Raw genomic sequence first — 25,871 nt, 5'->3', positions numbered from 1 at the left:
GGCGCCGTGCCCGCCCGGGCGGCCCGGTCGTCACCCGACCTGGTGAAGCAGCGTTCCGGCGGCCCCGTCCCCGGCCAGCCGGAACGGCTCGAGGGCGTCGTCCCAGGCCGAGCCGAGCAGCTCGTGCACCCGCCCGGCGAGGCGGCTCGCCGGGACCTCGGCCAGCAGGCTGCGCAGCCGGTCCTCCCCCACCACGATGTCGCCGTTGGCGCTGGTGCGGCCGTTCCACAGGCCCAGGTTGGGCACGTGGCAGAACCGCTCGCCGTCGACCCCCGGGCTGGGTTCCTCGGTGACCTCGAACCGCAGCATCGGCCACGCCCGCAGCGCCCCCGCCAGCGCACCACCGCTGCCCGCCGGTCCGGTCCAACTGCACTCGGCGCGCAATTGCCCGGGGGCGGCGGGTTGGGGAGACCACTGCAGCGAGACCTTGGTACCGAGCACGCCGGAAATCGCCCACTCGACGTGCGGGCAGACCGCAGTTGGCGACGAATGGATGAAAACCACGCCGCGTGCGTTCACTGCAGACCTCCAACGTCGACGAGGAACGTCTTCCCCTACGTCCTCGTGCGCGCGTCAGGCCCGCCGATCTCGGTTGTGAGTGATCAGTTTGCCCGCTCGGGCGCGACACGTCCAAACGCGACACGCCGTGCGGGCGGGTCGCGGCGGTGGACGGCTCACCAGTCGGGCAGCCCCGCGCCGTCGAGGTAGCTGTTGTCCTCCAGCACGGCGCGCCGCGACACCCGCAGCGGCGCCTCCGCCGCGTCGCGGCGGAACCGGTTGCCGCTGATCCGCACGTCCGCCGGGGCGCCGAGCTCGTCCTCGCGCAGCGTGTAGCGCCCACCCCCGAGCACGTTGCCCCGGATCAGGATGGGGCCCTCGTCCCGTGCCGCGCCCCGGTCGGGGTCGAGCAGCACGGCGGCGGCCCGCCCCGGCCCGCTGCCGACGTCGACCTGGTTGTCCTCGACGAGCACGTCGCGCCCGCTCCCCCGGACCACCAGCGCCGAGGCCTCCCGGCCGGGCGGCGTGGCGAAGTCGTGCACGGTGCTGTTGCGCAGCCGCGCGGACTCGCCGAGCCACGCGCCGTCGCCGGTGACGCGGGCGATCTCCACCCGCTCGCCGCTCCACCGGTCCCCGCCGATGGCGGCCTGCGGGAAGTCCCCGGTCAGCGTGACGTCCTCGATCCGGACCGAGCCGTTGGGGGTGGTGACGATGCCGAACGGCTGCGTGCCGTCGCCGATGACCCTGCTGCGGCGCACGACCACCTCGGGGGCGTCCACGACGAGCCCACCGCGGATCTCCCACCCGTCCAGGACGACACCCGGCGTCGTGATCGTCCGCGCCGCCGTCGGGCACAGCCGCAGGCCGTCCGGCACGCCGACGCTTCCGCGCTCCGGCGCGCGGTACGGGCCCGCCGCGGCGCACTCCAGCGCCGTGGCCGCAGGCGCGAGCGCCACCATCGGTGGGTCGAGCGCCGGGAACGTCGAGCCCTCGGTCGCGACCACCACGCCGGCGACGGCGAGCACGCACGTGGCGAACCCGAGGCCGGCGCGGGCGATCGCCTGCCCCGCCGTCCGCCTCATGGCCGCCTCTTCATGGCGCAAAGGGTACGTCCGGATGGGCGCGACGTCGGTGGAGTCGGTCCTACGCGGAGTGAATCGTTATCACGTTGTGTAGTGCCGTATGCCGTCGCGGTCCTCGGCCGTGACGAGCTCGCGCTCGGCGAGCACCTCGAGGTGCGCGGAGGTCTCGATGGTGGCGAGCATCCGGTTGAACAGGTCGAGCTCGGCGAACGGGGTGTCGCGCCGGGTCCACAGCAGCACCTCGGCCACCTCGAAGGCGGTCGAGCGGCCGTCCTGCACGGCCGCGAGGGTGGCGTCGAGCCGTTTCGCGTGGTGGGCGATCAGCTCGTCCACCCGCTGGTGCACCCGCATCCCGGTCGGGCCGTGCGCGGGCAGCAGCGCGGCGTCGGGCCGGGAGCGCACCAGCTCCAGCGAGGTGAGGAAGTCGGTGAGCGGGCTCTGCCGCGGCGCGGGCTCCAGCCCGAGCGACGGTGTGATCCGCGGGAGCACGTGGTCGCCGGAGAACAGCAGCTCGGCCGCCGGGTCGGCGAACACGACGTGGCCGCGGGTGTGCCCCGGTGTCGCGACGGCCTCCAGCACCCGCTGGTCCGGCTCGCCCGCGCCGACGACGATGCGCGCGCCGTCGTCGATCCACTCGTCGGGGAACTCGTACTCGTTGGGGCCGTCCGGCGGCGCCATCCGCTCGAGCTGGCGGACGATCGCGCCCGCGCCCGCCCGCCGCAGCTGGTCCAGCTGGCGGCGGCGTTCCCGGCGCGGCAGCGCGAGCTCCTCGAGACCGGGTTGCTCCCCGCGGCCCAGCGCGACCCGCGTGCCGAACTCCCGCCGCAGCACCACCGCCTGCGTGTAGTGGTCGCGGTGGACGTGGGTGACGAGGAACCGGCGCACGTCACCCAGCCCCGCGCCGAGCTCGGCCAGGGCCTTGGCGAGCGCCTCCCGGGACTGGGCGAGCGCCCACCCGGCGTCGACCAGCGTCAGCCCGGCGCCGTCGGCCAGCGCGTAGACGTTGACCGCGCGCAGCCCGTCGTTCGGCAGCGGGAGCGGGATCCGGTACACGCCGGGGGCGCAGCGGTACACCCCTGGAGCCGTCCAGTCACCCGCCGGGTCATCGTCGACGATCACACGCCCTCCTCCCGCTACGCCTCGACACGCTACGTCGCCGTGACGGACGTGCACGCGGGAGTGGCGAGTTGCACAGCCCCGCCGCGGCGCGGGAAGCGGGCCGACGCGCCGAGGGGGCCGACCGGTGCGGTCGACCCCCTCGGCGTGGGTGGATCAGCTGCAGCCGCTGGTGGAGCCGCAGCCCTCGCAGACGTAGCAGGACCCGGCCGGGCGCATCTTGGTGCCGCAGGTCATGCACAGCGGCGCGTCGGCGGCCTTGCCGAGACGCAGCTCCAACAGCTCGGTGGAGCTACCCACCTCGGCAGGTGCCGGGGCCTCGGCCTTCGACGCGGCCTCCTTGCCCTCGGCCCTGCCGGCCTCCTTGCCGGTGTCCGTGGTGGGGGCGGCGTCGACCGAGGACCGCAGCGCCTCGACGTCGACCTCGCCGAACCCGGCCCCGTAGTCGGCGCCCGTGACCTGCGCCGCCCGCTCCTCGGCCGAGAAGATGCCCAGCTCGGCGCGCTTCTCGTACGGCAGGTAGTCGAGCGCGAGCCTGCGGAACAGGTAGTCGAGCACGCTCGTGGCGATCCGGATGTCCGGGTCGTCGGTCATGCCCGCCGGCTCGAAGCGCAGGTTGGCGAACTTCGAGACGTAGAACTCCAGCGGGATGCCGTACTGCAGGCCCACCGAGATCGACATGGAGAACGCGTCCATCACGCCGGCGAGCGTGGATCCCTGCTTGCCGAGCTTGACGAAGATCTCGCCGAGGCCGTTGTCGGGGTAGGAGCCCGCGGTGAGGTAACCCTCGGCGCCGCCGACGGTGAACGAGATCGTCTGGCTGGGCCGCTTCTTCGGCAGCCTGCGGCGGACCGGGCGCGACTCGACCACGACCTTGGTGTTCTCGCCCTCGGCCGACTCGCTCTTGCGGGCCTCCTTGCCCGCCGACAGCGGCTGCCCGACCTTGCAGTTGTCGCGGTAGATGGCGAGGGCCTTCAGGCCGAGCTTCCAGCCCTCCATGTAGATCTTCTCGACGTCCTCGACGGTGGCCGACTCCGGCATGTTCACCGTCTTGGAGATCGCGCCGGACAGGAACGGCTGGACCGCGGCCATCATCCGCACGTGCCCCATGGGGGAGATGGACCGCTCCCCCATGGCGCAGTCGAACACCTCGTAGTGCTCCGGGCGCAGCCCGGGGGCGTCGACGACGTGGCCGTGCTCGCCGACGTACTCGACGATCGCCTCGATCTGCTCGGGCTGGTAGCCGAGCTTGGCCAGGGCCCGCGGCACCGTCTGGTTGACGATCTGCATCGAGCCGCCGCCGACCAGCTTCTTGAACTTGACCAGCGCGAGGTCGGGCTCGATGCCGGTGGTGTCGCAGTCCATCATCAGGCCGATCGTGCCGGTGGGGGCGAGCACCGAGGCCTGCGCGTTGCGCCAGCCGTTGCGGGCGCCGATCTGCAGGCACTCCTGCCACACCTTGGTGGCGAGCTTGTGCACCGGCGCGCTCGCGACCAGCGTGCGCACGTCGTCGTTGGCGGCGGCGTGCTTGCGCATGACCCGCTGGTGGGCCTCGGCGTTGCGGGCGTAGCCCTCGTACGGGCCGACGACGCCCGCCAGCTCCGCCGAACGCTTGTAGGCCGCACCGGTCATCAGGGAGGTGATCGACGCCGCGAGCGCCCGGCCGCCGTCGGAGTCGTAGGCGTGGCCGGTGGCCATCAGCAGCGCGCCGAGGTTGGCGTAGCCGATGCCCAGCTGGCGGAACTTGCGGGTGGTCTCGGCGATCGCCTCGGTCGGGAAGTCGGCGAAGCAGATGGAGATGTCCATCGCCGTGATGATCAGCTCGACCGCCTTCTGGAACCGCACGGCGTCGAACTGGCCGTCGTCACCGAGGAACTTCAGCAGGTTGAGCGACGCGAGGTTGCAGCTGGAGTTGTCCAGGTGCATGTACTCCGAGCACGGGTTGGACGCGGTGATGCGGCCCGACTCGGGGCAGGTGTGCCAGTCGTTGATCGTGTCGTCGTACTGGATGCCCGGGTCGGCGCACTCCCACGCCGCCTGCGCGATCTTGCGGAACAGCGCCCGCGCCGGCACCCGCTCGATGACCTCGCCGGTGAGCCGGGCGCGCAGCCCGAACTCCTCGTCGTTCTCGACGGCGCGCATGAACTCGTCGCTCACGCGCACCGAGTTGTTGGCGTTCTGGTACTGCACCGAGGTGATGTCGGCGCCGCCGAGGTCCATGTCGAAGCCCGCGTCGCGCAGGACGCGGATCTTCTGCTCCTCCTTGGCCTTGGTCTCGACGAACTCCTCGATGTCGGGGTGGTCGACGTCGAGCACGACCATCTTGGCCGCCCGCCGGGTGGCGCCGCCGGACTTGATGGTGCCCGCGCTCGCGTCCGCCCCGCGCATGAACGACACCGGGCCCGAGGCGGTGCCGCCGGAGGAGAGCAGCTCCCTGGAGGAGCGGATGCGGGAGAGGTTGAGCCCGGCGCCGGAACCGCCCTTGAAGATCAGCCCTTCCTCGCGGTACCAGTTCAGGATCGACTCCATGGTGTCGTCCACGGAGAGGATGAAGCACGCGCTGACCTGCTGCGGGCTGGACGTGCCGACGTTGAACCACACCGGGGAGTTGAAGCTGAACACCTGGTGCAGCAGCATCCAGGTGAGCTCGTGGGCGAAGATCTCCGCGTCTTGCTCGGTGGCGAAGTAGCCGTGCTCGAGACCGGCCCGGTGGTACACGCCGACCACGCGGTCGATCAGCTGCTTCAGGCTGGACTCGCGCTCCGGCGACCCGACGGCGCCCCGGAAGTACTTGCTGGTGACGATGTTCGTGGCGTTGACCGACCAGAAGTCGGGGAACTCCACGCCGCGCTGCTCGAAGTTGACGGTGCCGTCGCGCCAGTTGGTCATGACGACGTCGCGGCGCTCCCAGGTGACCTCGTCGTACGGGTGGACCCCCGGGGTGGTGTAGAGCCGCTCGACGGTCAGGCCCGCCTGCTTGCCCGCTTTCGCGCTGCTCTTCTTGCCGCGTCCGGATGCGGCACCGACGGTCTCGGTCATGCTCTCCCTCTCATTGCGCGCGCATCGGCAGGCTGGGGTCCACGATGCGCGCATCGCTGCGGTACGGCGGATGTGCGGCGGTGCATTTCGACGACGTCCGGCATCGCTCGGGCAGGCCGGACCCACCGGGCGGCCGTTGCCGTCCGGTCGTGATGGGGATGGGGCTGGCGGTCAGTCGGGCGGGTCGCCGCCCGGTGGTCTGCGCAAGTCGGAGATCTCCTTCTCGAAGTCCTCGATCGAGGAGAACGACTTGTAGACGCTGGCGAAGCGCAGGTACGCCACCTCGTCCAACTCGCGGAGCGGGCCGAGGATGGCGAGGCCGACCTCGTGGCTCGGGATCTCGGCCGCACCACCCGCGCGGACGGACTCCTCGACCCGGTGGGCGAGCTTCTGGAGCGCGTCCTCGTCGACGGGGCGGCCCTGGCAGGCCCTCCGGACCCCGTTGACGACCTTCTCCCGGCTGAAGGGTTCGGTGACGCCGCTGCGCTTGACGACGGCGAGCACGGGCTCCTCGACCGTCGTGAACCGGCGGCCGCACGCCGCGCAGGACCTCCTGCGCCGGGTGGCCTGACCGTCGTCGACCTCGCGGGAGTCGATCACCCGGCAGTCCGAGTGACGGCAGAACGGGCAGCGCATCGGCACCCACCCCCTTCTGCAGAACCCCACCCGTTGTCGAACGACACGAGTGTAACCACAACATGTAGGGGCAGGGGAAGCAGGACACCCCAATCGGTACGGGTGTGTCGACCGAACGGGACGAACCTGACGAGATCACCGCGCGACCGCCCCGTAGCGTCAGCCGAAGCTCACCCTGAGCACCTGCCCGGGACGCAGCGGCACCGATCCGAGGGAGTTGTCGGTGACGATCCGCTCGGCGAGCGCGGCCACCTCGGGCCCGGAGGCGCCGGGCGCGAGCCGCTGCGCGACCTCCCACGGGGTGCGCTCGGCCCCGACCGTGACGACGACCGACTGCGGGCTGCGGACCGCCTCCTCGGCCACGCGGACCGCCGCGGCGGAGGAGGCCAGCACCCCGAGCGAGACCACCACGGCGGCCGCGGCGGCCGCCACGGCGAGCCCGGCCAGGGCGCGGCGGAGACGCTCGAACGGCGCGCGCCCGCGCGGGACGTGCAGCGGGACCGGCAGCGGCCTCCGCACCAGCGTGCGCACGCCCGGCAGCGGCAACGGCACCCGGCGACCACCGGAGGGCACCTGCGGCCGCTCGGCCTCGGCGGGGCGGACCGCGACCGCGCTCACCAGCGGCCGGACCGGGCGGGGTCCGTTCGCCGAGCGGCGCCGCCGCGGCAGCACCCGCCGCTCGCGCACCGCCTGCACGGCCGTGCCCCGCTCCTGCCCACTTCGTTCGTACATATCGCCGCCTCCGCTCCTGTGCCGTGGCGCAGCCTGAACAAGTGTTCGAACGAACGTCTGTGCGAAGTGTGTACCACCGCGGTCCGACAGAATCGAGAAACGCGGGCGTGTCGTTCGAACATGTGTTTGGCGAGCGGCCCGTTCGAGGCTACGGTCGGACCCGACGACGGTGGCGGCCGCACCCAGCCGACACCACCCACACCGGCGGGCGGCCCGCGCCGCCCACGAGGAGGAGGCGCAGCAGATGGCACGGGACCACCCGGGCAACGGCGGCGACGCCGACGGGACCGCGCAGGTGAGCACGTTCCCCGACCCGCCGAACGAGCCGGCGGGGCTCACCCCGCGGCAACGCAAGGTCCTCGAGGTGATCCGCGACTGGGTCGAGCGGTTCGGCTACCCGCCGAGCGTCCGGGAGATCGGCGACGCCGTCGGCCTCACCTCGACCTCGTCCGTGCACCACCAGCTGCGCGCGCTCGAACGGAAGGGCTACCTGCGCCGCGACCCGAACCGCACCAGGGCGGTCGACGTGCGCGGCCCCGAGGAGGTCGTGCGGGGCGGCGAGAACACCGCCGACGCCGCAGCCGACGCGGGCGAGACCCCGGCGCGCGACCTGCACCCCGAGCCGGCGATGGTCCCGCTGCTGGGCAACATCGCCGCCGGTGGGCCGATCCTCGCCGAGCAGGCCGTCGAGAGCGTCTTCCCCCTCCCCCGCGAGATCGTCGGTGAAGGCACGCTCTTCCTCCTCAACGTCCGGGGCGACTCGATGATCGAGGCGGCCATCACCGACGGCGACTGGGTCGTCGTCCGCCAGCAGCCGGTCGCCGAGAACGGGGAGATCGTCGCCGCGATGATCGACGGCGAGGCCACCGTCAAGACGTTCAAGCGCCGCGACGGGCACGTCTGGCTGATGCCGGCCAACCCGGCCTACGACCCGATCCCCGGCGACGACGCCACCATCCTCGGTCGGGTCGTGGCGGTGTTGCGCAGGCTCTGACGAGTCAGCCGCGCTGCCTGCCGCGCAGCGCGGCCGCCGCCGTGACCACCAGCAGCACCCCCACCACGGCGCCGCCGCCCAGCGCGGCAGGCAGCCACGGGGGCGGTCCGGGGTCCCCCACGACCTCGGGGGCGGAGGCCGGTGGCAGCGGGACGACCAGCACCGGGTCGCCCGCGAGCCCGGCGGCGCCGGGTACGGCGCGGATCTCGCCGCGCACGCCGTGGCGGGTCTCCGAGCCGGACAGCAGGGTGCCGTCGGGCTCGAACGCGATCGCCTCGCCCTGCGGTTCTGCGGGGAGCGGGATGCGCACGGGCGGCTGGTTGAACGCGGCCACGAGGTCGCCCCCGCTGACCGGGAACAGCCACGCGTCGGTGTAGGTCCGCACCGCGACGACGGCGCCGTCGGCGGTCGCGGCCGCGCCCGTGACCAGCCGCGAGCCGATCCCGCCCACCGGGCCACCGCGGGTGTCCGACGCGGGCAGGGCGAGCTCGCCCACCCGCAGCAACGGGCTCGGTCCCTCGCCCTCGGGCGGTTCGGCGGTGCGGTAGAGGCCCGCCGGGCGGCCGACCTCCTTGGTGATCACGAACGGGCGACCCTCGGCGTCCACCAGCAGCGCCTCGGCGTCGTGCGGCCCGTCGGGATAGGTGAGCCGGTGCAGCCGCGGCTCGCCGCGCACCGGCAGCACGGCGACCGCGACGGTCTCGCGGCGCCGGTCGTTGTCGCCGAGGTCGCCGACCCAGAGGGCGCCGTCCGGGCCGACGGCGAGGTCCTCGACGTCGTAGGGGTCGATGCCCGCCGTGCGGGTGTCGATCACGGCGCAGTCGGTGCGGTCGATGCGGTGGACCTGCACGCGGCGGCCCCCGTCGCTCATCGCCCACAGGCCGCCGTCGACCACGACCATGCCCGACAGCTCACCGAGCCGGGGATCGTCCACCGCACACAGCGTCTCGGGAGCAGGTGGGGCCTCCGGCGCGGGCGCGCCGGCGAGCACCAGTGCGACGAGCAGTCCGATCAGCGCGCCAGGCCCTCGCTCGGCTCGGACGCCGCGGCCCGCTCGGGCCCGCCGGCGACCGCGTACGGCAGCGCGGCGGTGGCGAGCTCGGGGCCGACCCGGGCACGCAGCCGCGTGCCCTCGGGGGTGTGCTCCTCGGCGAGCACCTCGCCCTCGGCGTGCACGCGCGCGACCAGCGACCCCTGCGCGTACGGCACCAGCAGGTCGAGCTCGACCTCGGGCTTCGGGAGCAGCTCCGCGATGCGCTCGCGCAGCACGTCGACCCCCTCGCCGGTGCGCGCGGAGCAGAACACCGCGTCCGGCAGCAGGTGGCGCAGCCGGGCCAGCTGCAGCTCGTTCGCCGCGTCGATCTTGTTGACGACGAGCAGCTCGTGCGGCATCGCGCCGTACTCCTCGCCGACCTCGACCAGCACCTTGCGGACCGCGGCGATCTGGTCCTCCGGCAGCGGGTCGGACGCGTCGACGACGTGCACCAGCAGGTCGGCCTCCGCCGTCTCCTCCAGCGTGGAGCGGAACGCCTCCACGAGCTGGTGGGGCAGGTGGCGGACGAACCCGACCGTGTCGGTGAGCGTGTAGGTGCGCCCGTCGGCGGTGGACGTGCGGCGGGTGGTGGGGTCGAGCGTGGCGAACAGGGCGTTCTCGACCAGCACACCCGCGCCGGTGAGCGCGTTGAGCAGGCTCGACTTGCCGGCGTTGGTGTAGCCGACGATCGCGACCGACGGGACCTCGTTGCGCCGCCGCGCGCTGCGCTTGGTGACGCGCTTGCGCTTCATGTCGGCGATCTCGCGGCGGAGCTTGGCCATCCGGTTGCGGATGCGGCGCCGGTCGAGCTCGATCTTCGTCTCGCCGGGGCCGCGGCCGCCGATGCCGACGCCGCCCGCGGCGCGGCCACCGACCTGCCGCGACAGCGCCTCACCCCACCCGCGCAGGCGCGGGAGCAGGTAGGACAGCTGGGCCAGCTCGACCTGCGCCTTGCCCTCCTTGGAGCGGGCGTGCTGGGCGAAGATGTCGAGGATCAGCGCGGTGCGGTCGATGACCTTGACCTTGAGCTTCTCCTCCAGCTGGCGCAGCTGGCCCGGGGACAGCTCGCCGTCGACGATCACCGTGTCGGCGCCGGCGGCGTGCACGATCTCGCGCAGCTCGTCGACCTTGCCCGCGCCGATGTAGGTGGCCGGGTCGGGCCGCGAGCGGCGCTGGATGAGGCCGTCGAGCACCTGGGAGCCCGCGGTCTCGGCGAGGCGCGCCAGCTCGGTCAGGGAGTTCCTGGCCTGCTCGGCGGTGCCCTCGGTCCAGACCCCGACGAGCACCACGCGCTCCAGGCGCAGCTGGCGGTACTCGACCTCGGTGACGTCGGAGAGTTCGGTGGACAGGCCCGCGACCCGGCGCAGCGAGCTGCGCTCCTCGAGCTCGTAGTCGCCCTGCGTCGGGCGGAGCTCCTCGTCGGGTACGGACAGGACAGGATCAGTCATCGTGCTAGTCATGCTCCCACGTCAACGCCCGGACGTCCCGTTTGATTCCGCGTCGACCCCGGCGCGTCGCGGGGACGGACCCGAGCGCCACCCCCGCGAGGAGCAGCGCGCACGCGGCCGGCGCCGCAACCCCGTGCGCCAGGTGCAGCACGGCGTCGGCGAGCTGGACGAGCCCCGTGACCACCAGCAGCGGGGCGAGCGGCGCGCGGGGCGACCGCACGGCGCGGACGAGCACGACGAGCAGCACGCCGGCAAGCGCGATGCTGCGCAGCGAGGTGGCGGCCGCGTAGAACGCGGCCCCGGGCGTGGCGGCCATCCCCGGGGGCAGCCAACGCGGGGTCGGCGAGCACGGCCGTGGAGACCGCGACCGTCACGAGCGCGGCCGCCGCGTTCGCCGCGAGGAGGGCCCGCCACCTCATCGGGCGGCCTCCAGCGGGCCGGTCAGGTGCTCCGGCCGCAGGCCGACCGCGACGACCCGCCCGAACACGTCCAGGAACCCGGGCACGTGGCGCAGGGTGCGCAGCGGCTGCGGGACCCGCAGCGGGGGCCGCCGCTCCTGCGCGTCGCGCGGGGGCGGGACGATCGCCCTGCGCTGCGTGATCCGCTGCAGCGCCTGGGTGAGCACGGTGGGCGGCATCCGCCTGCGCTGGACGGCGGCGAGGTGCCGGTCGGTCACCGAGCCGGCGCGCAGCGGCGGGACCAGGGTGCGGGCCGCCGCCACCGCGTCCTGGATCGCGAGGTTGATGCCGACGCCCGCGACCGGGGTCATGGCGTGCGCGGCGTCGCCGATGCACAGCGCGCCCGACGCCCACCAGCGCGCGAGGCGGTCCTGGCGGACCTCCAGCCGGGCGACGTCGGCCGCGGTGACCGCGTCGATCCGGTCGGCGAGCACCGGCGCGAGCGCGCGTACGCTGCGGCCGACCACCCCGAGCGCGTCGGCCTCGCCCTTGCCGATCAGGACGGCGACCTGCCAGTAGGTGTTCCGGTTGATCATGACGATGCCGCCGCGCCCCGAGAACCGGACCATCGTGCCGTCCGGGTCGCTCTCGCGCATCGGCACGCGGACGTAGAGGCAGTCGAACGGCGCGGCGAGCGGCCGCGGGACCAGGCCGAGGGCCTCCCGGACCCGGGAGTGCCGCCCGTCGCAGCCCACCACGAGCTGCGCGCGCAGCTCGTGCACGGTGCCCGTCGTGCGGTCGGTGTAGCGCACGCCCACCACGCGGCCGTGCTCGCGCACGAGCCCGTCGACCTCGGCCGACATCACGATGCGGAAGTGCGGCGACTCGCGCGCGGCGGCGACGAGCATGTCGAGGAAGTCCCACTGCGGCACGAGCGCGATGTGCTGGTGCCGCCCCGGCAGGCGGCCGAACCGCGGGGCCACCGCGCCGTCGTCGAAGACGATCTCGATCCGGTCCTCCACCCGGTGCGGCAGCGCGGCGAACCGCTCCCCCAGCCCGAGCTCGTCCAGCAGGCCGAGGGTGGAGGCGTGCACGGTGTCGCCGCGGAAGTCGCGCAGGAAGTCGGCGTGCTTCTCCAGGACGACGACGTCCACCCCGCACCTGGCCAGCAGCAGCCCGAGCACGACGCCCGACGGCCCTCCGCCGACCACGATGCACCCGTCCATCAGACCCTCCCGATCGAGCGGGGACTTTTTCCCCGGTTACCGTCGACGCTAGCATAAGCGGGGAAAAATTCCCCTTTCGACGGAAGGCGGGCGAAGGTGCGGGCCGACGCGCGGCACAACCGGGACCGGATCGTCGCCGCCGGGCGCGAGCTGATGCTCGAGCGCGGCGTCGAGGCGCCGCTCGACCAGATCGCGGCCCGCGCGGGCGTCGGCAACGCGACGCTCTACCGGCACTTCCCCACCCGGGCCGACCTCGTGCGGCGGGTGGTCCTGCACGACATGGAGCGGGTGCGCGCGGAGGCGGCCGCGGCGCTCGACGCCGAGCCGACGGGGTGGGCCGCGCTGCGCCGCTTCTGCACGGTCGTCGTGGAGGAGCGGCTCGTCGCGCTGCTGCCGATCGCCGGGCCGCACCTGGTGCGGGACGCCGAGTTCGCCGCCGTCCGCGACGGGCTGGTCGCGGCGCTCGACGCGCTGCTCGCCGCGGCCCGCGCCGACGGCTCCCTGCGCGCCGACGTCGAGGCGGGCGACGTGGTGCTCACGCTCGCCGCGGTGATGCGCCCGCTGCCCGGGCTCCCCGCGGCGCTCGTCGAGGCGATGCAGGCGCGCCACCTCGGGCTGGTGCTCGACGGGCTGCGGGCGCAGGCGGCGAGCCCGCTGCCTGGCGCGCCCGTCTCGGCCGACGACATCACCGCCCGGCTCGCCGCCGGTCAGGAACCCGGGTAGATCGACAGGTACACCGCGACGGCCTCGCCGTCCTCCGGCTCCGGGTGGTGGGCGTAGCGGTCGAGGACGGCCGAGAGCTCCGCGCGCAGGGCGGCGGCGTCCTGCGGGGCGAGCCGCACGGCGAGCCTGCTCTGCTCCAGCGCGCCCACCCCGACCTCGGCGACCTCGTCGAGGTAGGCCTGCAGGATCGCCTCGGCGAGCGAGGGGTCGCGCCCGGCGTCCTCGAGCTGCCACGACAGCCGCGTGCCGCGGTAGGGGATCTCGGTGGAGCCGCGGGGCCCGGGCCGCGGCGGCAGCGGCTCCAGGAAGCCGTGTTTCACCAGCCGCCGCACGTGGTGCAGCGTCGTGGCCGGGTCCCGGTGCAGCCGCGCGGCGATCTGGGCGTTGGTCAGCGGCTCGTGCAGCGTCAGCCGGATGATCCGCAACCGGACGGCGGACGCGAGCGTGGCGGTCTCGTCCTCGGTCGCGGGTCGGCGACCCCTCCTGCTCACCGGCACACCTTACCGATTGACGGTTTCCAATCGGTCCTGCCAGGCTCTGGCCGTGAACCTCTGGCGGCACCGGGACTTCCTGCTCCTGTGGTCCGGTGAGACGGTCAGCCAGGTCGGCACGATGGTCAGCCACCTCGCGCTCCCCCTGCTCGCCGCCACCGCGCTCGGCGCCACGCCCTGGGAGATGGGGCTGCTCGTCGCCGCGGAGCGCGCGGCGTTCCTGCTGGTCGGGCTGCCTGCGGGCGTGCTGCTGGATCGGGTCCGCCGCCGCCCGGTCATGATCGCTGCCGACGTGGTGCGGTTCGCGCTGTTCGCGAGCATCCCGGCCGCGTGGGCGCTGGGGGTGCTGACGTTCGCGCAGCTGCTCGTCGTCGCGCTGCTCGGCGGCGTCGCCACCGTCTTCTTCGACGTCGGCTACCAGTCCGTGTTGCCGTCGGTGGTCGGGCGGGACGGGCTCGTGGAGGGCAACGCGAAGCTCGAGTCGACGCGGGCCGGGGCCGAGGCCGCGGGGCCCGCCATGGCCGGCGGCCTGGTGCAGGCGGTCGGCGCGGCGTTCGCGGTGCTGCTCGACGCGGTCAGCTACCTCGTCTCCGCGGCGTTCCTCGCCGCGATGCGCACCCGCGAGCCGGCACCGCCGCGCGCGGCCCGCTCGCTGCGCGCCGAGATGACCGAGGGCCTGCGGTACGTGCTCGGCCACCCGCTGCTGCGCCCGATCGCGCTGTGCACGGGCACGGCCAACCTGTTCAGCGGCGTGCTGTCGGCCGTGTCGGTGCTGTTCCTCGCCCGCGAGCTGGGCGTGGAGCCCGCCGTGGTCGGGCTGGTGCTCGCGGCGGGCAGCGCGGGCGGGCTCGTCGGCGCGCTCACCGCGGGGTGGTGGATCCGCGGGCTCGGGCAGGGCCGCACCGTCGTCGTCGCGCTGCTGGCGACCGGCCCGGTCGCGCTCGTGCTGCCGCTGACGACGAGCGGGGCGGGCCTCGCGTGGTTCGCGCTCGGCACGGGCGCGGTCGCCTACGGCGGCGTCGTCTACAACGTGGCGCAGGTGAGCTTCCGCCAGAGCGTCACGCCGGACCGCCTGCTCGGGCGGATGAACGCGAGCATCCGGTTCCTCGTGTGGGGCACCATCCCGATCGGGGGCCTGCTCGGCGGCGCGCTCGGCGAGCTGCTCGGACTGCGCGCGACGCTGCTGGTCGCGGCGATCGGGATGGTGCTGTGCCCCGCGTGGGTGCTCGCCTCACCGCTGCGGCGGCTGCGCGACCTCCCCGACGACGTCGAGGCAGCCGCTCAGGCCTGAGCCCACAAGGACGGGTCGAGCTCGCCGTGGGCCACCAGCACGGCCGGGCCGTGCAGGACCGTGGTGGCCGCGTCCACCGACACCCGCAGCCGCCCGCCCGGCGCGCGCACGGCGACGGTGCCGGTGTCGCGGCCGGCGTGGCGCAGCGCGGCGACCACGGCGGCCACCGTGCCGGTGCCGCAGGAGCGCGTCTCCCCCACGCCGCGCTCGTGCACCCGCATGGCGACCTCGCCGCCGTCGAGCGGGGTGACGAACTCGACGTTCACCCCGTGCGGGAACACGGCGGGGTCGTACGCGGGCGGGTGGGTGAGGTCCAGCTCCTGCAGCGGCACCTCGGTGACGCACGCCAGGTGCGGGTTGCCGACGTCGACGGCCACGCCGGCGAACGCCCGCCCGTCCACCCCGGCCGTGGCCTCCTCGCCGACCGCGGCCGGGCCCATGTCGACCGAGATCTCCTCGTCCGCCACGCGCACGCGGCGCACGCCGGCCCGGGTGCCCACCAGAAGCTCGCCGCCCGCCGAGAGCCGGCCCGCGTGCTGGAGGTAGCGGGCGTAGACGCGCACGCCGTTGCCGCACATCTCCGCGATGCTGCCGTCGGCGTTGCGGTAGTCCATGAACCACTCGACGCCGGGCTCCGGCGCGGGCCCGTCGCCCAGCGCGTCCCAACGCACGACCCGCAGCACGCCGTCGGCGCCGAGGCCGCGGCGGCGGTCGCACAGGGCGGCGACCCGCTCCGGCGTGAGGTCCAGCTCGCCGTCGGGGTCGGGGAGCACCACGAAGTCGTTCTCCGTGCCGTGCCCCTTGCTGAAACGCACCACGCGGCGAGCCTACGTGCCGCGCACGTGCCGCAACGCCTCGGCCACGAGCCCGGGGCCCGCGCCGTCCAGCCAGCGGATGCGCTTGTCCCGGCGGAACCAGGAGCGCTGCCTGCGGACGAACCGGCGCGTCGCCACCACCGTCTCCGCGGCCGCGGCGGCGAGGTCACCCGCACCGTCCAGGGCGGCGATGACCTGCTGGTACCCCAGCGCCCGGGACGCCGTGCGGCCCTCCCGCAGGCCGCGGGCGAGCAGGGCGCGGGTCTCGTCGACCAGGCCCGCGGCGAACATGCGGGCCACCCGCCGGGCCACCCGCAGGTCGAGCTCGGCGGTCGGGCGGTCGAGGCCGAGCAGCACGGCGTCGTAGCGCGCGGTGTCCGGGGTGGGCAGCCGGGCGGGGAAGGGCTTGCCCGTCAGCGCGACCACCTCGAGGGCCCGCACGATGCGCCTGCCGTTGGAGGGGAGCACCACCTCGGCCGCCGCCGGGTCCACCTCGGCGAGGCGGGCGTGCATGGCCGCGGGGCCGACCTCGGCGAGCTCGGCCTCCAGCCGGGCGCGCAGCTGCGGGTCGGTGCCGGGGAACTCCAGGTCGTCGACCACCGCCTGCACGTACAGCCCGGACCCGCCCACCAGCACCGGGGTCCTGCCCGCGGCGAGCAACCGCTCGACGACCTCGCGGGCGTCGCGCTGGTAGGCGGCCACCGCCGCGGTCTCGGTGACGTCGAGGACGTCGAGCAGGTGGTGGGGCACGCCCGCGCGCTCGTGCGGGGCCAGCTTGGCCGTCCCGACGTCCATCCCGCGGTAGAGCTGCATCGCGTCGGCGTTGACCACCTCGCCGTCGAGCTCCTGGGCGAGCGCCACCCCGAGGTCGGACTTGCCCGTCGCGGTGGGGCCGACGACCGCGACCAACCGCATCATGCGCCCGCCGCCCCCACGCCCCCGACCGCGCTCTCCGCGCCGGACGCCCGCCGCGGCGCGGAGAGCGGCGGCCCGGCGGACGCGGCGAGAATCGTGACCACGGAGCGCAGCGTAAGCGGCACCGCTGCGCGACTCCGACGGGCCGTCCGGAGCGCAGCGCCCGTCCGGGCTGTTCCGGTCGGGCGGGCGAGCTGTTTGAATCGCGGAAGGCCACCGGTTCCGTGGGACCGGCCGCGGCCGAGTGCACGGCCCCGCCCCCACGGGCGGGGCGCCCGTCCCGCGAGCGACGGGCCGGAGCGAGGAGGTCGACCGTGTCGGAGCACCAGGGGAGCGGAACGCCGGAGCCGGTGGAGGACCGGGCTTCGAACCACACGCAGGTCGTGCCGGCGGAACCCGGCGCGGGGGCCGGCGCCGAACCCGGCGCCGGGCTGGAGGCCTCGGCCACCGCCTCCGCCGCCGAACGGACCGAATCGGCCCAGACCGGAACGGCCCAGACCGGAACGGCTCGAACCGGGGCCGACCAGGCGAACGCCGCGGTGCCCGCGCCCCCGCCCGCGTCGACGACCCCGGCCCCGCCGCCGGGTCCGCGACCCGTGCCCGGACCGCCGCGCGGTCCGCGCCCGCCCGTGCCCGGCGCCCCGGCGGCCCGGCCGGCGCCGCCGCCGCGTCCGGCACCGCCCGCCCGGCCCGGCCCGCCGCCGCCGGTCGTGCGCCCGGAGCCCGCACCCGCGCCCGCCGGGCCCGCCGCCCCGATCACCGTGACGCCGGCGAGCACGGACCCGGGGCGCTGGGGCCGCGTGGACGAGGCGGGCACCGTCTACGTCCGCACCGAGAGCGGCGAGCGGGTCGTCGGCGAGTGGCAGGCGGGCGCCCCGGAGGAGGGGCTCGCGCACTTCGCCCGCCGGTTCGACGACCTGCTCACCGAGGTCGAGCTGCTCGCGACGAGGCTCGCGGCGGGCGGCGGCGACCCGAAGCACACGCTCAACAGCGCCAAGAGCATCCGGGACGGGCTGGACGAGGCCACCGTGGTCGGCGACCTCGCCGGGCTGCGCGCCCGGCTCGACCAGCTCATCGCCGAGGCGGAGGCCGCGGTCGAGGCCGCCCGGTCGGCCCGCGACGCGCACCGCAGCGCGGCCATCGCGCGCAAGGAGGCGCTGGCCGCCGAGGCCGAGCAGCTCGCCGCCGAGGCCACGCAGTGGAAGCAGGCGGGCGACCGGTTCAAGTCGATCCTCGACGAGTGGCGCACCATCCGCGGCATCGACCGCAAGACCGACGAGCAGCTGTGGAAGCGGTTCTCGAAGGCGCGCGAGGCGTTCAACCGGCGCCGCGGATCGCACTTCGCCGAGCTCGACCGCCAGCGCGCCGCGGCGAAGGCCCGCAAGGAGGAGCTCGCGCTCGAGGCGGAGAAGCTCGCCGACTCCGAGGACTGGGGCCCGACCGCGGCCCGCTTCCGCGAGCTGATGGCCGAGTGGAAGGCGGCGGGCCGCGCCCAGAAGGAGGCCGACGACGCGCTGTGGCAGCGGTTCCGCACCGCGCAGGACACCTTCTTCGCGCGGCGGGCCGCGGCGTTCGCCGAGCGGGACGCCGAGTTCGCGGCCAACGCGGAGGCCAAGAAGGCGCTGCTCGCCGAGGCCGAGAAGATCGACACGTCGGACCCGGGAGCCGCGCGCGCCGCGCTGCGGCACATCCAGGAGCGCTGGGAGGAGATCGGGAAGGTCCCGCGCGACGAGATCCGCCCCCTGGAGGCCCGCCTGCGCGCGGTCGAGGAGCGGGTCCGCGAGGCCGTCGACCGGCAGTGGCAGCGCACCGACCCGGAGGCGGAGGCGCGCGTCGCCCAGTTCCGGGAGCGGGTGGCCCAGTTCGAGGCCCAGGCCGAGAAGGCGCGCGCCGCGGGCGACCTGCGCCGCGCCCAGCAGGCCGAGAGCCAGGCCGAGCAGTGGCGGGAGTGGCTCGCGACGGCGGAGCGCGCGGTCCAGCACCGCTGACGCGGATGCGCACACCCCCGAGGTGGGTCACCTCGGGGGTGTGACGTCAGCGGCGGGTCGCGATCCGCACCCACGCCCCGGCGAGCACCAGCACGGCGAGCACCGCGAGCACCAGCCCGAGGCCGGCGCCGGTGCCGCCCGCGGGCACCGTGACCTGCCGCGACCAGATGGCCCACACGCCCGTCACGACGGAGATCCCGCAGCCGACGGCGGAGAGCCAGGCCAGGCCGAACCAGCGCAGGGCGAGCGCGAGCGCCGAGCAGACCAGCCCGAACACGAGCGACGTGCCCGCGAACAGCGGCGGCATCAGGCCGAGCGGGGCGAGGCCCGCGAGCACCTCCCAGCCGCGCACCGCGCCGGTCCACGGCAGCATCAGCGAACCGATCAGCGCGAGCATCGCCACCGACACGACCACGGCGGTCGGGCCGGGGTCGACGCGGCGCTCGGCCCGCCGCTCGGCGCGGCGCAGCTCGGCGTCGAGGGCCGCGAGCTCGTCGGGCACCTTCTCGTCGTCTCCGTCGTCGGTCACGCGTTCACCCCGCAGGCGGGCGCGGCCGCCGCGGGCTGGGCAGGCGGAGCACCGAAGGCGGGCAGGCCGAGCCCGGTGCGGGAGCCGCCGGGACGGGTGCCGGCCTCGTGGACGTCGCCCGCCCGCGTGCGCCGGTGGGACAGGACGGGGCCGTCGGCGACGAGGTGGTGCGGCGCGCCGTAGCCGACCTCCACCTCCACCACGTCACCGGGCCGGATCGGCAGGTCGCCCGGCGCGAAGTGCACGAGCCGCCCGTCGCGGGCGCGCCCGCTCATCCGGCGGGTGGCGCCGTCCTTGCGGCCCTCGCCCGTCGACACGAGCACCTCGACGACCCGGCCCTCCAGGGCCCGGTTCTGCTGCCAGGAGATCTCCTCCTGCAGCGCGACGAGCCGCTCGTAGCGCTCCTGGACGACCTCCTTGGGCACCTGGTCGGGCAGGGACGCCGCGGGCGTGCCGGGGCGCGGCGAGTACTGGAACGTGAACGCCTGGGCGAACCGGGCCTTCTCGACCACGTCGAGGGTGGCCTGGAAGTCCTCCTCGGTCTCGCCGGGGAAGCCGACGATGATGTCGGTGGAGATCGCCGCGTCCGGGATCGCGGCCCGCACCTCGTCGAGGATCGCGAGGAAGCGCTGCGAGCGGTAGGAGCGGCGCATCCGGCGCAGCACGTCGTCGGAGCCGGACTGCAGCGGCATGTGCAGCTGCGGGCAGACGTTGGGCGTCTCGGCCATCGCGGCGATCACGTCGGAGGTGAAGTCGCGCGGGTGCGGCGAGGTGAACCGCACGCGTTCGAGGCCTTCGACGTCGCCGCAGGCGCGCAGCAGCTTCGCGAACGCCCCGCGGTCGCCGAACTCGACGCCGTAGGAGTTGACGTTCTGCCCGAGCAGCGTGACCTCGAGGACGCCCTCGGCGGCGAGCGCCTGCACCTCGGCGAGCACGTCGCCGGGGCGGCGATCCTTCTCCTTGCCGCGCAGCGACGGGACGATGCAGAACGTGCAGGTGTTGTTGCAGCCCACGGAGATCGAGACCCACGCGGAGTAGGCCGACTCCCGGCGCGCGGGCAGCGTCGAGGGGAACACCTCGAGCGACTCGGCGATCTCCACCTGCGCCGCGCGGTTGTGCCGGGCCCGCTCCAGCAGGACCGGCAGCGCGTGCACGTTGTGGGTGCCGAACACGACGTCCACCCACGGCGCCTTGCGGACGATCGTCTCGCGGTCCTTCTGCGCGAGGCAGCCGCCGACGGCGATCTGCATGTCGGGGCGCGCCGCCTTCACCGGCCGCAGGTGGCCGAGGTTGCCGTAGAGGCGGTTGTCGGCGTTCTCGCGGACCGCGCAGGTGTTGAACACGACGACGTCCGCGTCGTCGGAGTCGGACCGCTCGTAGCCCGCCGCCTCGAGCAGCCCGGCCATCCGCTCGGAGTCGTGCACGTTCATCTGACACCCGTAGGTGCGGATGGTGTAGCTGCGGGTCACAGCAGTTCAGCGTAGGCCGTGGCCGCCCGGTCGACCGCACCGGAGGGGGCACGGCAGGATGCGCGCATGGTGGATCGCCGGACGGTGCTGCGTGCCCTGGTCTCCGGCGCCGCCGCACTCGGGGTGCTGGGGGCGCCGGGCTGTTCCACGCGGTTCGCCGGGGTCCGGCTGGCCATCGCGACCGGCGGCACCCAGGGCGTCTACTACAACCTCGGCAACGCGCTCGCCGACGTGTGGCAGGAACGGCTCGGCCTCGACGCCCGCCCGGCGGTGCTCTCCACCGCGGGGTCGGTGGACAACCTCGGTCGGCTCGCCGAGCGGTCGGCCGACGTGGCCTTCAGCCAGGTCGACACGGCCGCCGACCAGCTGGAACACATCCCGGATGGCGACCCGCGCTCCCCGCGCGCGCTCACCCGCATCTACGACGACGTGGTGCACGTGGTGGTGCCCGCGTCGTCGACGGTGCAGACCCTGGGTGACCTGCGCGGCGCGCGGGTCTCCGTCGGCGCGCCCGACTCCGGCGTGCTCGTGATCGCCGAACGCCTCCTCGAGGTGGCCGGGCTCTCCCCCGACACCGACTTCGAGACGGTGCAGCTGGGCATCAACGAGTCGGTCGAGGCCATGTCGGGTGGCGAGATCGACGCCTTCTTCTGGGTCGGCGGCCTGCCCACGCAGGGCGTCACCGCGCTGTCGCAGAGGATGGCGATCCGCCTGCTCAACCTCGAGGACCTGGTCACCCCGGTGCGCACCGCCTACCCCGTGTACGCGGTGGGCACGGTGCCCGCCCGCAGCTACGGCATCCCCGAGCCGATCACCACCCTGCTCGTGCGCAACTTCCTCGTCGTCCGCGCGGAGATGCCGGACGACGTGGCGAACGCGTTGGTCGAGGGCCTCTTCGCGGCCCAGGAACACCTGGCCGCGGTGAGCCCCGCGGCGCTCACCATCGACCTGCGCGCGGCGATCGGGACCCAGCCGGTGCCGCTGCACCCGGGCGCGGAGCGTTTCTTCCGCGCCGAGAAGGACCCCTAGACCTGGGCGCGCAGCGCCGCCAGCTGGGCGGCCGCGCGGTGGATCATGCCCCGGAACAGGTCCTCGCCGTAGTCGGTGACGGGCGAGAGGTGGCCGGTGAGCTCGAGCATCACCATGCCGTGCAGCTGCGCCCGCAGCTCGTAGAACAGCGCCAGGGCACCCGCGGGCAGCGGCACCTTGGTGGTGTCGGCGTCGGCGAGCCGCTCGGCCCCGGGCTGCAGCGGCAGCCGCTGCAGCTGCTCGGCGCTCCAGCCGTCGAACACGACGTCGAGGAACGGCTCGGCGAGGCTCACCGCGGCGCCGATCACCTCCTCGCGCGGCGGCGGCTCGTAACCCGGCACCGGGGTGCCGTAGAGCAGGAGGAACGCGGGCCTGTTCGCGAGCGCCCAGCGCCGGTAGGCGTTGCTGGCCGCCCACAGCCGCTCGGCCTGCGGGCGGCCGCGGGTGGCGTCGGCGGCCTCGGCGACCGCGGCGGCCAGCGAGCGGTGGCCGTCGATCACGAGCGCCGTCAGCAGCTCGTCGCGGCTGTCGAAGTAGTGGTAGAGCGACTGGACCGTCATCCCGACGGCACGCGCCACGCCGCGCAGGGAGAGCCCGCCGGGCCCGCCCTCGGCCAGCTGCTCCAGCGCCGCGGCCTTGATCTCCTGGACGGTCTCGGCCCGCCGCCGTTCCCGCACCGAACCTTCGACTGACACCGACAGTTCTCCTTGACACTGTTAGGCAACGTGCCGATACTGGCACTGCTCGCACAGCCTAACAGTGTCAGATAAAGGGAGCGACGATGCGCACGGTTCTCGCGGACGCCCGGCGCGGGCACCCCGGCCTCTACGGGACGGCCGTCGCCATGGCGGCCCTCGCGCTCGTCACAGCGACCCTCGCCGTCGTCGACCAGCGTGAGCTGCTCGGCGCCCCGCTCTGGTTCAAGCCGCTCAAGTTCGCCATCGCGATCGCGCTCTACGGGGCCACGCTGGCATGGATCCTCTCCCGGCTGCCCGCGCGGGCCATGTGGCGCGCCGGCTGGGTCATCACGGCCGGCACCGTGCTCGAGATGGTGATCATCGTGGGGCAGGCGGCGCGCGGCGTGCGCAGCCACTTCAACACCGACACCCCGTTCGACGTCGCGCTCTACTCGATCATGGGCGCGGTGATCGTCGTGGTGTGGCTCGCCACGGTGTCGATCGCGCTGCGGTACCTGCGAGAGCCCGTCGACGACCCGGTGACGGCGTCGGCGGTGCGGCTCGGCCTCGCCATCGGGCTCGCCGGCATGGCGGTCGGGTTCCTCATGTCCGCGGGCGACGCCCACGCGGTGGGCGTGCCGGACGGCGGACCGGGGATGGTCTTCACCGGCTGGAGCACCACGGGCGGCGACCTGCGGATCGGCCACTTCGTGGGCATGCACGCCCTGCAGGTGCTGCCGCTGCTCGCCGCCGGGCTCGCCGCGCTGAGCGGCCGCCTCGACGAGGCCACCCGCCTGCGCGTCGTCCGGATCGCGGCGGCCGGCTACGCCGGGCTCGTCGCGCTCGTGACCTGGCAGGCGCTGCGCGGCCAGCCGCTCATCGCACCCGACGCCGTCACGCTCGCCGCCTTCGCCGCGCTGGTGCTCGGCACCGGCGGCGCGCTCGCCGCCGTGCTCGCCCGCACGCCGCGCCGCTCCCCCGCCCCCACCACCGTCTGAGGCGAACCGTGGACCCCCAGCTGCTGTTCTCGCTCACGTTCCCGCTCGCGGCCCCGTTCTGGGCGCTCATGATCCTCGCGCCCGGCTGGTCGGTGACGCGCCGGGTGATCGGCTCGCCGCTGATCGCGCTGCCGCCCGCACTTGTCTACGCGGCGCTGGTGCTGCCGCAGTTCGGCACCGTGTTCGCCGCGGTCGCCGCGCCCGAGCTCCCCGGCATCGCGGCGCTGCTCGCCACGCCGGCGGGCGCCGCGGCGGGCTGGGCCCACTTCATCGCGTTCGACCTGTTCGCCGGCCGCTGGATCTACCTCGACGGCCGCGAGCGCGGCATCCACCCGCTCGTCACCGCGCCGGTGCTGGTGCTGACGATCCTGCTGGCGCCGCTCGGGCTCATCGCGCACCTGCTGGTGCGGGCCGCGCCGGCCGCGGTGCGGAGGCAGGCCGGCCTCACCGCGGCGCGGTAGGGGTCTCGTCGCGCCGCTCGGCGTCCTCGGCCGCGCCGTCCTCCTCGGTGGGTCGCGGGAACCGCGCCACCACCCGGAGCCCGCCCCCGGGCGGCAGCTCGAGCACCAGCTCGCCGCCCGCCACCTCCAGCGTGCGGGCGGCGATCGCGAGGCCCAGCCCGGAGCCCTCCGTGTTGCTCTGGGCCGGACTGCGCCAGAACCGGCCGGTGGCCCGCTCGAGCTCCTCCGGCGCCATGCCCGGCCCCCGGTCCCGCACGGCGATCTCCACGCGCCCGTCGACCGCGTCGGTGGACACCGAGATCGGGGTGCCCGGGGGCGCGAACTTGACCGCGTTGTCGAGCACCGCATCGAGGACGGTCTCGATCGCGCCTTCCGGGGCGCGCACCTGCAGCCCCCGTATCCCGGTCCGCACCAGCTCCAGGTCCATGTGCTCGGCGAGCGGGCGCCACGCGTCGAGTCGGTCCTCCACGCCCTCGTCGACGTCGGCGACGACCGGCGGCGCGGTGCGCTCGGCCCGGGCGAGCGCCAGCAGCCCGTCGAGCAGCGTGGACAGCCGCTCGGCCTCCTCGAGCGCGGCGGCGTGGTCCTCGGCGGCGACCTCGTCGACGTGCCCATCCAGGTTGGACAGGCGCAGCCGCAGCGCCGTGAGCGGGTTGCGCAGCTGGTGGCTCGCGTCGGCGACGAACGCCCGCTGCGCGGCGTAGGCCTGGGCCACCGTCGCGGTCATGCGGTCGAAGGAGACCGACAGCTGCCGCAGTTCCGGCGGCCCGGTGCCGTCGGCGACCGGCTCGGGGTCGGCCCCGGCGAGCACGGCCGCCGCGACCCGGCCGGTGCCCTCGTCGAGGCGGCGCACCGGGCGCAGGATCCACCGGACGATCGGCAGCGCGACGACCACGCCCATCGCCAACGCGGCGAGCCCCGCCGCCACCACGAGCGACCACACCCGCAGCTCCTCGGCGCGCAGGGTGTCGGTGGGCGAGATGGTGACGGCCACGCCGCGGACCTCGGTGTCCACCAGCACCGGCTCGGCGAGCACCAGCGGGCGCTCGTCCCACGGCAGCAGCAGCGGGTAGACCTCGGAGCGGCGGTTGGCCAGGGCCAGCTTCACCCGCTCCTGCGCGTCGGCGTCGAGCACCGGCGGCGGCTGGCGGGACGTGGCCACCAGCCGGCCGTCCTCGTCGAGCACCATGACGGCCACCCCGTAGACCTCGTCGTAGCGCTCCAGCTCGGCGGCGAGCCCCGTGGTGTCGGCCTGCGTGATGGGCCGCTCGGCGACCGAGGCGTAGAAGATCGTGTCGGTCAGCCGGTCGGTGAACATCGCGAGCTGCCGGGCCTGCGCGTAGGACAGCGCGAGCGGCACCCCGAGCCCGGCGGCCAGCAGGCCCACCAGGAACAGGACGATCACCAGCAGCCGGGCGGCCATCGACGGTCCCTACTCCGCGCCCGCGGGGTTGCCGAGCCGGTACCCCACGCCGCGGACGGTCTGCACGTACTCGGGGTTGCCGAGCTTCGTGCGCAGCGTGGCCACGTGCACGTCGAGCGTGCGGTTGGCGCCGGCCCACGACCGGCCCCACACCTCGGCGACGATGCGGCTGCGGGTGCACACCGCCCCGCCCGCCGTCGCGAGCAGCGCGAGGACCTGGAACTCCTTGCGGGTCAGGTTGACCGGCCTGCCGGCGACGGTCACCTCGTGCTTGTGCAGGTCGACCCGCACGTCACCGACCTCGACGACGTCCTCGGGCCCGGTCGGGGTGGCGAGCCTGCGCCGCCGGTAGACCGCGTGCACGCGGGCCACGAGCTCTCCGATGTCGTAGGGCTTGACCAGGTAGTCGTCGGCGCCGGAGTGCAGGCCGAGGATGCGGTCGTCGACCTCCCCGCGGGCCGACACGACGATCACCGGCACGTCGCTGCGCTCCCGGATGGCCCGGCACACGTCGACCCCGTCCACGTCGGGGAGGCCGAGGTCGAGGAGGACGACGTCGACACCCGCCAGGTGGTCGGGCGCGGGCCTGCCCGTGGCGAGCCTCGTCGTGGTCATCCCGTGCCGGTGCAGGGCCGGACGCAGCGCGGCCGCCACGCGGTCGTCGTCCTCGACCAGCAGGATGTGCACGACTCCCCAACCCTTCTCGCGCTCAAGAGCGTTATAGGAGCGCAACCCTATGGCTTGCTCAAGGTGCTGGACTGGACGCATCGCATCGCCCTAGCGTCCCGCCATGCCCGGAGGACCTGCATGACCGCCGACCTCACCCCCGCCGCGGAGGCGGCCTCATGACCGACACGCCG

General features: G+C 74.7%; 25 protein-coding genes. 7 read left to right on the top strand and 18 right to left on the bottom strand.

Annotated features, from left to right (window positions below; all coding sequences use genetic code 11):
* Positions 1–30: 30 nt before the first annotated feature.
* The 6 genes from VKZ81_RS33625 to VKZ81_RS33600 all read right to left on the bottom strand — a co-directional run bounded on the left by VKZ81_RS33625 (position 31) and on the right by VKZ81_RS33600 (position 7,103).
* Positions 31–519 (bottom strand): DUF3145 domain-containing protein, encoded by a 489-nt coding sequence (locus tag VKZ81_RS33625; protein WP_324245786.1) that lies wholly within the window; start codon positions 517–519, stop codon positions 31–33.
* A 155-nt stretch (positions 520–674) separates the two neighbouring features.
* Positions 675–1,580, bottom strand: a complete 906-nt coding sequence (locus VKZ81_RS33620; protein ID WP_324245785.1) for a right-handed parallel beta-helix repeat-containing protein — start codon at positions 1,578–1,580, stop codon at positions 675–677.
* An 81-nt stretch (positions 1,581–1,661) separates the two neighbouring features.
* Positions 1,662–2,699, bottom strand: a complete 1,038-nt coding sequence (locus VKZ81_RS33615) for an MBL fold metallo-hydrolase (protein ID WP_324245784.1) — start codon at positions 2,697–2,699, stop codon at positions 1,662–1,664.
* A gap of 153 nt (positions 2,700–2,852) precedes the next feature.
* A complete protein-coding gene (locus VKZ81_RS33610; protein WP_324245783.1) occupies positions 2,853–5,735 on the bottom strand; it encodes a vitamin B12-dependent ribonucleotide reductase in 2,883 nt (960 codons plus the stop codon).
* A gap of 171 nt (positions 5,736–5,906) precedes the next feature.
* Positions 5,907–6,371, bottom strand: a complete 465-nt coding sequence (gene nrdR / locus VKZ81_RS33605; RefSeq protein WP_324245802.1) for a transcriptional regulator NrdR — start codon at positions 6,369–6,371, stop codon at positions 5,907–5,909.
* Between the two features lie 159 nt (positions 6,372–6,530).
* Entirely contained in the window at positions 6,531–7,103 is a 573-nt protein-coding gene (locus VKZ81_RS33600; protein ID WP_324245782.1) for a hypothetical protein, read from the bottom strand.
* Positions 7,104–7,347: 244 nt separating this feature from the next.
* Between VKZ81_RS33600 and lexA the strand changes: the two genes are divergently transcribed.
* Positions 7,348–8,097 carry a transcriptional repressor LexA gene (gene lexA, locus VKZ81_RS33595; protein ID WP_324245781.1) on the top strand — a complete coding sequence of 250 codons (750 nt, stop codon included), beginning with the start codon at positions 7,348–7,350 and terminating at the stop codon, positions 8,095–8,097.
* Between the two features lie 4 nt (positions 8,098–8,101).
* On the opposite strand, the gene VKZ81_RS33590 is transcribed toward lexA, so the two are convergent.
* The 4 genes from VKZ81_RS33590 to VKZ81_RS33575 all read right to left on the bottom strand — a co-directional run bounded on the left by VKZ81_RS33590 (position 8,102) and on the right by VKZ81_RS33575 (position 12,202).
* A complete protein-coding gene (locus VKZ81_RS33590; RefSeq protein ID WP_324245780.1) occupies positions 8,102–9,031 on the bottom strand; it encodes a hypothetical protein in 930 nt (309 codons plus the stop codon).
* A 77-nt stretch (positions 9,032–9,108) separates the two neighbouring features.
* Positions 9,109–10,578 carry a GTPase HflX gene (hflX, locus tag VKZ81_RS33585; protein WP_324245779.1) on the bottom strand — a complete coding sequence of 490 codons (1,470 nt, stop codon included), beginning with the start codon at positions 10,576–10,578 and terminating at the stop codon, positions 9,109–9,111.
* 4 nt (positions 10,579–10,582) lie between these two features.
* Entirely contained in the window at positions 10,583–10,894 is a 312-nt protein-coding gene (locus tag VKZ81_RS33580) for a hypothetical protein (protein WP_324245778.1), read from the bottom strand.
* Positions 10,895–10,993: 99 nt separating this feature from the next.
* Positions 10,994–12,202, bottom strand: a complete 1,209-nt coding sequence (locus VKZ81_RS33575; protein WP_324245777.1) for an FAD-dependent oxidoreductase — start codon at positions 12,200–12,202, stop codon at positions 10,994–10,996.
* Positions 12,203–12,298: 96 nt separating this feature from the next.
* Between VKZ81_RS33575 and VKZ81_RS33570 the strand changes: the two genes are divergently transcribed.
* Positions 12,299–12,925, top strand: a complete 627-nt coding sequence (locus tag VKZ81_RS33570) for a TetR/AcrR family transcriptional regulator (RefSeq protein ID WP_324245776.1) — start codon at positions 12,299–12,301, stop codon at positions 12,923–12,925.
* On the opposite strand, the gene VKZ81_RS33565 is transcribed toward VKZ81_RS33570, so the two are convergent.
* On the bottom strand, positions 12,910–13,416 hold the full coding sequence (locus tag VKZ81_RS33565) for a winged helix-turn-helix domain-containing protein (protein ID WP_324245775.1): 507 nt from the start codon (positions 13,414–13,416) through the stop codon (positions 12,910–12,912). The two genes, VKZ81_RS33570 and VKZ81_RS33565, sit on opposite strands and share 16 nt — an antisense overlap.
* Before the next feature lie 52 nt (positions 13,417–13,468).
* Here VKZ81_RS33565 and VKZ81_RS33560 point away from each other — a divergent pair, with 52 nt between their 5' ends.
* Positions 13,469–14,707: an MFS transporter gene (locus tag VKZ81_RS33560; protein WP_324245774.1), complete on the top strand. Its 1,239-nt coding sequence runs from the start codon at positions 13,469–13,471 to the stop codon at positions 14,705–14,707.
* Here the strand turns inward: VKZ81_RS33560 and dapF are convergent.
* Entirely contained in the window at positions 14,698–15,525 is an 828-nt protein-coding gene (dapF, locus tag VKZ81_RS33555; RefSeq protein WP_414709541.1) for a diaminopimelate epimerase, read from the bottom strand. The genes VKZ81_RS33560 and dapF overlap by 10 nt on opposite strands.
* 9 nt (positions 15,526–15,534) lie before the next feature.
* Positions 15,535–16,437, bottom strand: coding sequence for a tRNA (adenosine(37)-N6)-dimethylallyltransferase MiaA (gene miaA, locus VKZ81_RS33550; RefSeq protein WP_324245800.1), 903 nt, complete (start codon positions 16,435–16,437; stop codon positions 15,535–15,537).
* Between the two features lie 710 nt (positions 16,438–17,147).
* On the opposite strand from miaA, the gene VKZ81_RS33545 reads away from it, so the two are divergent.
* Positions 17,148–18,425: a DUF349 domain-containing protein gene (locus VKZ81_RS33545; protein ID WP_324245799.1), complete on the top strand. Its 1,278-nt coding sequence runs from the start codon at positions 17,148–17,150 to the stop codon at positions 18,423–18,425.
* 46 nt (positions 18,426–18,471) lie between these two features.
* Here VKZ81_RS33545 and VKZ81_RS33540 read toward each other — a convergent pair whose 3' ends face one another.
* Entirely contained in the window at positions 18,472–18,954 is a 483-nt protein-coding gene (locus tag VKZ81_RS33540) for an Rv2732c family membrane protein (protein WP_324245773.1), read from the bottom strand.
* A complete protein-coding gene (gene miaB / locus VKZ81_RS33535; protein WP_324245772.1) occupies positions 18,951–20,423 on the bottom strand; it encodes a tRNA (N6-isopentenyl adenosine(37)-C2)-methylthiotransferase MiaB in 1,473 nt (490 codons plus the stop codon). Before miaB ends, VKZ81_RS33540 begins: the two co-directional genes overlap by 4 nt.
* A gap of 66 nt (positions 20,424–20,489) precedes the next feature.
* On the opposite strand from miaB, the gene VKZ81_RS33530 reads away from it, so the two are divergent.
* On the top strand, positions 20,490–21,452 hold the full coding sequence (locus VKZ81_RS33530) for a TAXI family TRAP transporter solute-binding subunit (protein WP_324245771.1): 963 nt from the start codon (positions 20,490–20,492) through the stop codon (positions 21,450–21,452).
* On the opposite strand, the gene VKZ81_RS33525 is transcribed toward VKZ81_RS33530, so the two are convergent.
* On the bottom strand, positions 21,449–22,147 hold the full coding sequence (locus VKZ81_RS33525; protein ID WP_324245770.1) for a TetR/AcrR family transcriptional regulator: 699 nt from the start codon (positions 22,145–22,147) through the stop codon (positions 21,449–21,451). The genes VKZ81_RS33530 and VKZ81_RS33525 overlap by 4 nt on opposite strands.
* A gap of 86 nt (positions 22,148–22,233) precedes the next feature.
* On the opposite strand from VKZ81_RS33525, the gene VKZ81_RS33520 reads away from it, so the two are divergent.
* Positions 22,234–23,127 (top strand): hypothetical protein, encoded by an 894-nt coding sequence (locus VKZ81_RS33520; RefSeq protein ID WP_324245769.1) that lies wholly within the window; start codon positions 22,234–22,236, stop codon positions 23,125–23,127.
* 8 nt (positions 23,128–23,135) lie between these two features.
* Positions 23,136–23,588, top strand: coding sequence for an ABA4-like family protein (locus VKZ81_RS33515; protein ID WP_324245768.1), 453 nt, complete (start codon positions 23,136–23,138; stop codon positions 23,586–23,588).
* On the opposite strand, the gene VKZ81_RS33510 is transcribed toward VKZ81_RS33515, so the two are convergent.
* Positions 23,572–25,011: a sensor histidine kinase gene (locus VKZ81_RS33510; protein ID WP_324245767.1), complete on the bottom strand. Its 1,440-nt coding sequence runs from the start codon at positions 25,009–25,011 to the stop codon at positions 23,572–23,574. The genes VKZ81_RS33515 and VKZ81_RS33510 overlap by 17 nt on opposite strands.
* A gap of 9 nt (positions 25,012–25,020) precedes the next feature.
* The gene (locus VKZ81_RS33505) at positions 25,021–25,698 is read right to left on the bottom strand and encodes a response regulator transcription factor (protein ID WP_324245766.1); all 678 of its coding nucleotides are present in this window, start codon (positions 25,696–25,698) and stop codon (positions 25,021–25,023) included.
* Between the last annotated feature and the right edge of the window lie 173 nt (positions 25,699–25,871).

It is taken from the genome of Pseudonocardia sp. (genome assembly GCF_035305885.1).
Lineage (GTDB): Bacteria > Actinomycetota > Actinomycetes > Mycobacteriales > Pseudonocardiaceae > Pseudonocardia.
The sequence above is the reverse complement of the archived record's forward strand: the minus strand, read 5'-3'. Positions and strand labels throughout refer to the sequence as shown.

Excerpts from the sequence above, each read along its gene's own strand:
- VKZ81_RS33620 (WP_324245785.1), bottom strand. The coding sequence starts at position 1,580 with ATGAGGCGGACGGCGGGGCAGGCGATCGCCCGCGCCGGCCTCGGGTTC.
- VKZ81_RS33610 (WP_324245783.1), bottom strand. The coding sequence starts at position 5,735 with ATGACCGAGACCGTCGGTGCCGCATCCGGACGCGGCAAGAAGAGCAGC.
- nrdR (WP_324245802.1), bottom strand. The coding sequence starts at position 6,371 with ATGCGCTGCCCGTTCTGCCGTCACTCGGACTGCCGGGTGATCGACTCC.
- VKZ81_RS33600 (WP_324245782.1), bottom strand. The coding sequence starts at position 7,103 with ATGTACGAACGAAGTGGGCAGGAGCGGGGCACGGCCGTGCAGGCGGTG.
- lexA (WP_324245781.1), top strand. The coding sequence starts at position 7,348 with ATGGCACGGGACCACCCGGGCAACGGCGGCGACGCCGACGGGACCGCG.
- hflX (WP_324245779.1), bottom strand. The coding sequence starts at position 10,578 with ATGACTGATCCTGTCCTGTCCGTACCCGACGAGGAGCTCCGCCCGACG.
- VKZ81_RS33580 (WP_324245778.1), bottom strand. The coding sequence starts at position 10,894 with ATGGCCGCCACGCCCGGGGCCGCGTTCTACGCGGCCGCCACCTCGCTG.
- VKZ81_RS33575 (WP_324245777.1), bottom strand. The coding sequence starts at position 12,202 with ATGGACGGGTGCATCGTGGTCGGCGGAGGGCCGTCGGGCGTCGTGCTC.
- miaA (WP_324245800.1), bottom strand. The coding sequence starts at position 16,437 with ATGCGGTTGGTCGCGGTCGTCGGCCCCACCGCGACGGGCAAGTCCGAC.
- VKZ81_RS33530 (WP_324245771.1), top strand. The coding sequence starts at position 20,490 with ATGGTGGATCGCCGGACGGTGCTGCGTGCCCTGGTCTCCGGCGCCGCC.
- VKZ81_RS33520 (WP_324245769.1), top strand. The coding sequence starts at position 22,234 with ATGCGCACGGTTCTCGCGGACGCCCGGCGCGGGCACCCCGGCCTCTAC.
- VKZ81_RS33510 (WP_324245767.1), bottom strand. The coding sequence starts at position 25,011 with ATGGCCGCCCGGCTGCTGGTGATCGTCCTGTTCCTGGTGGGCCTGCTG.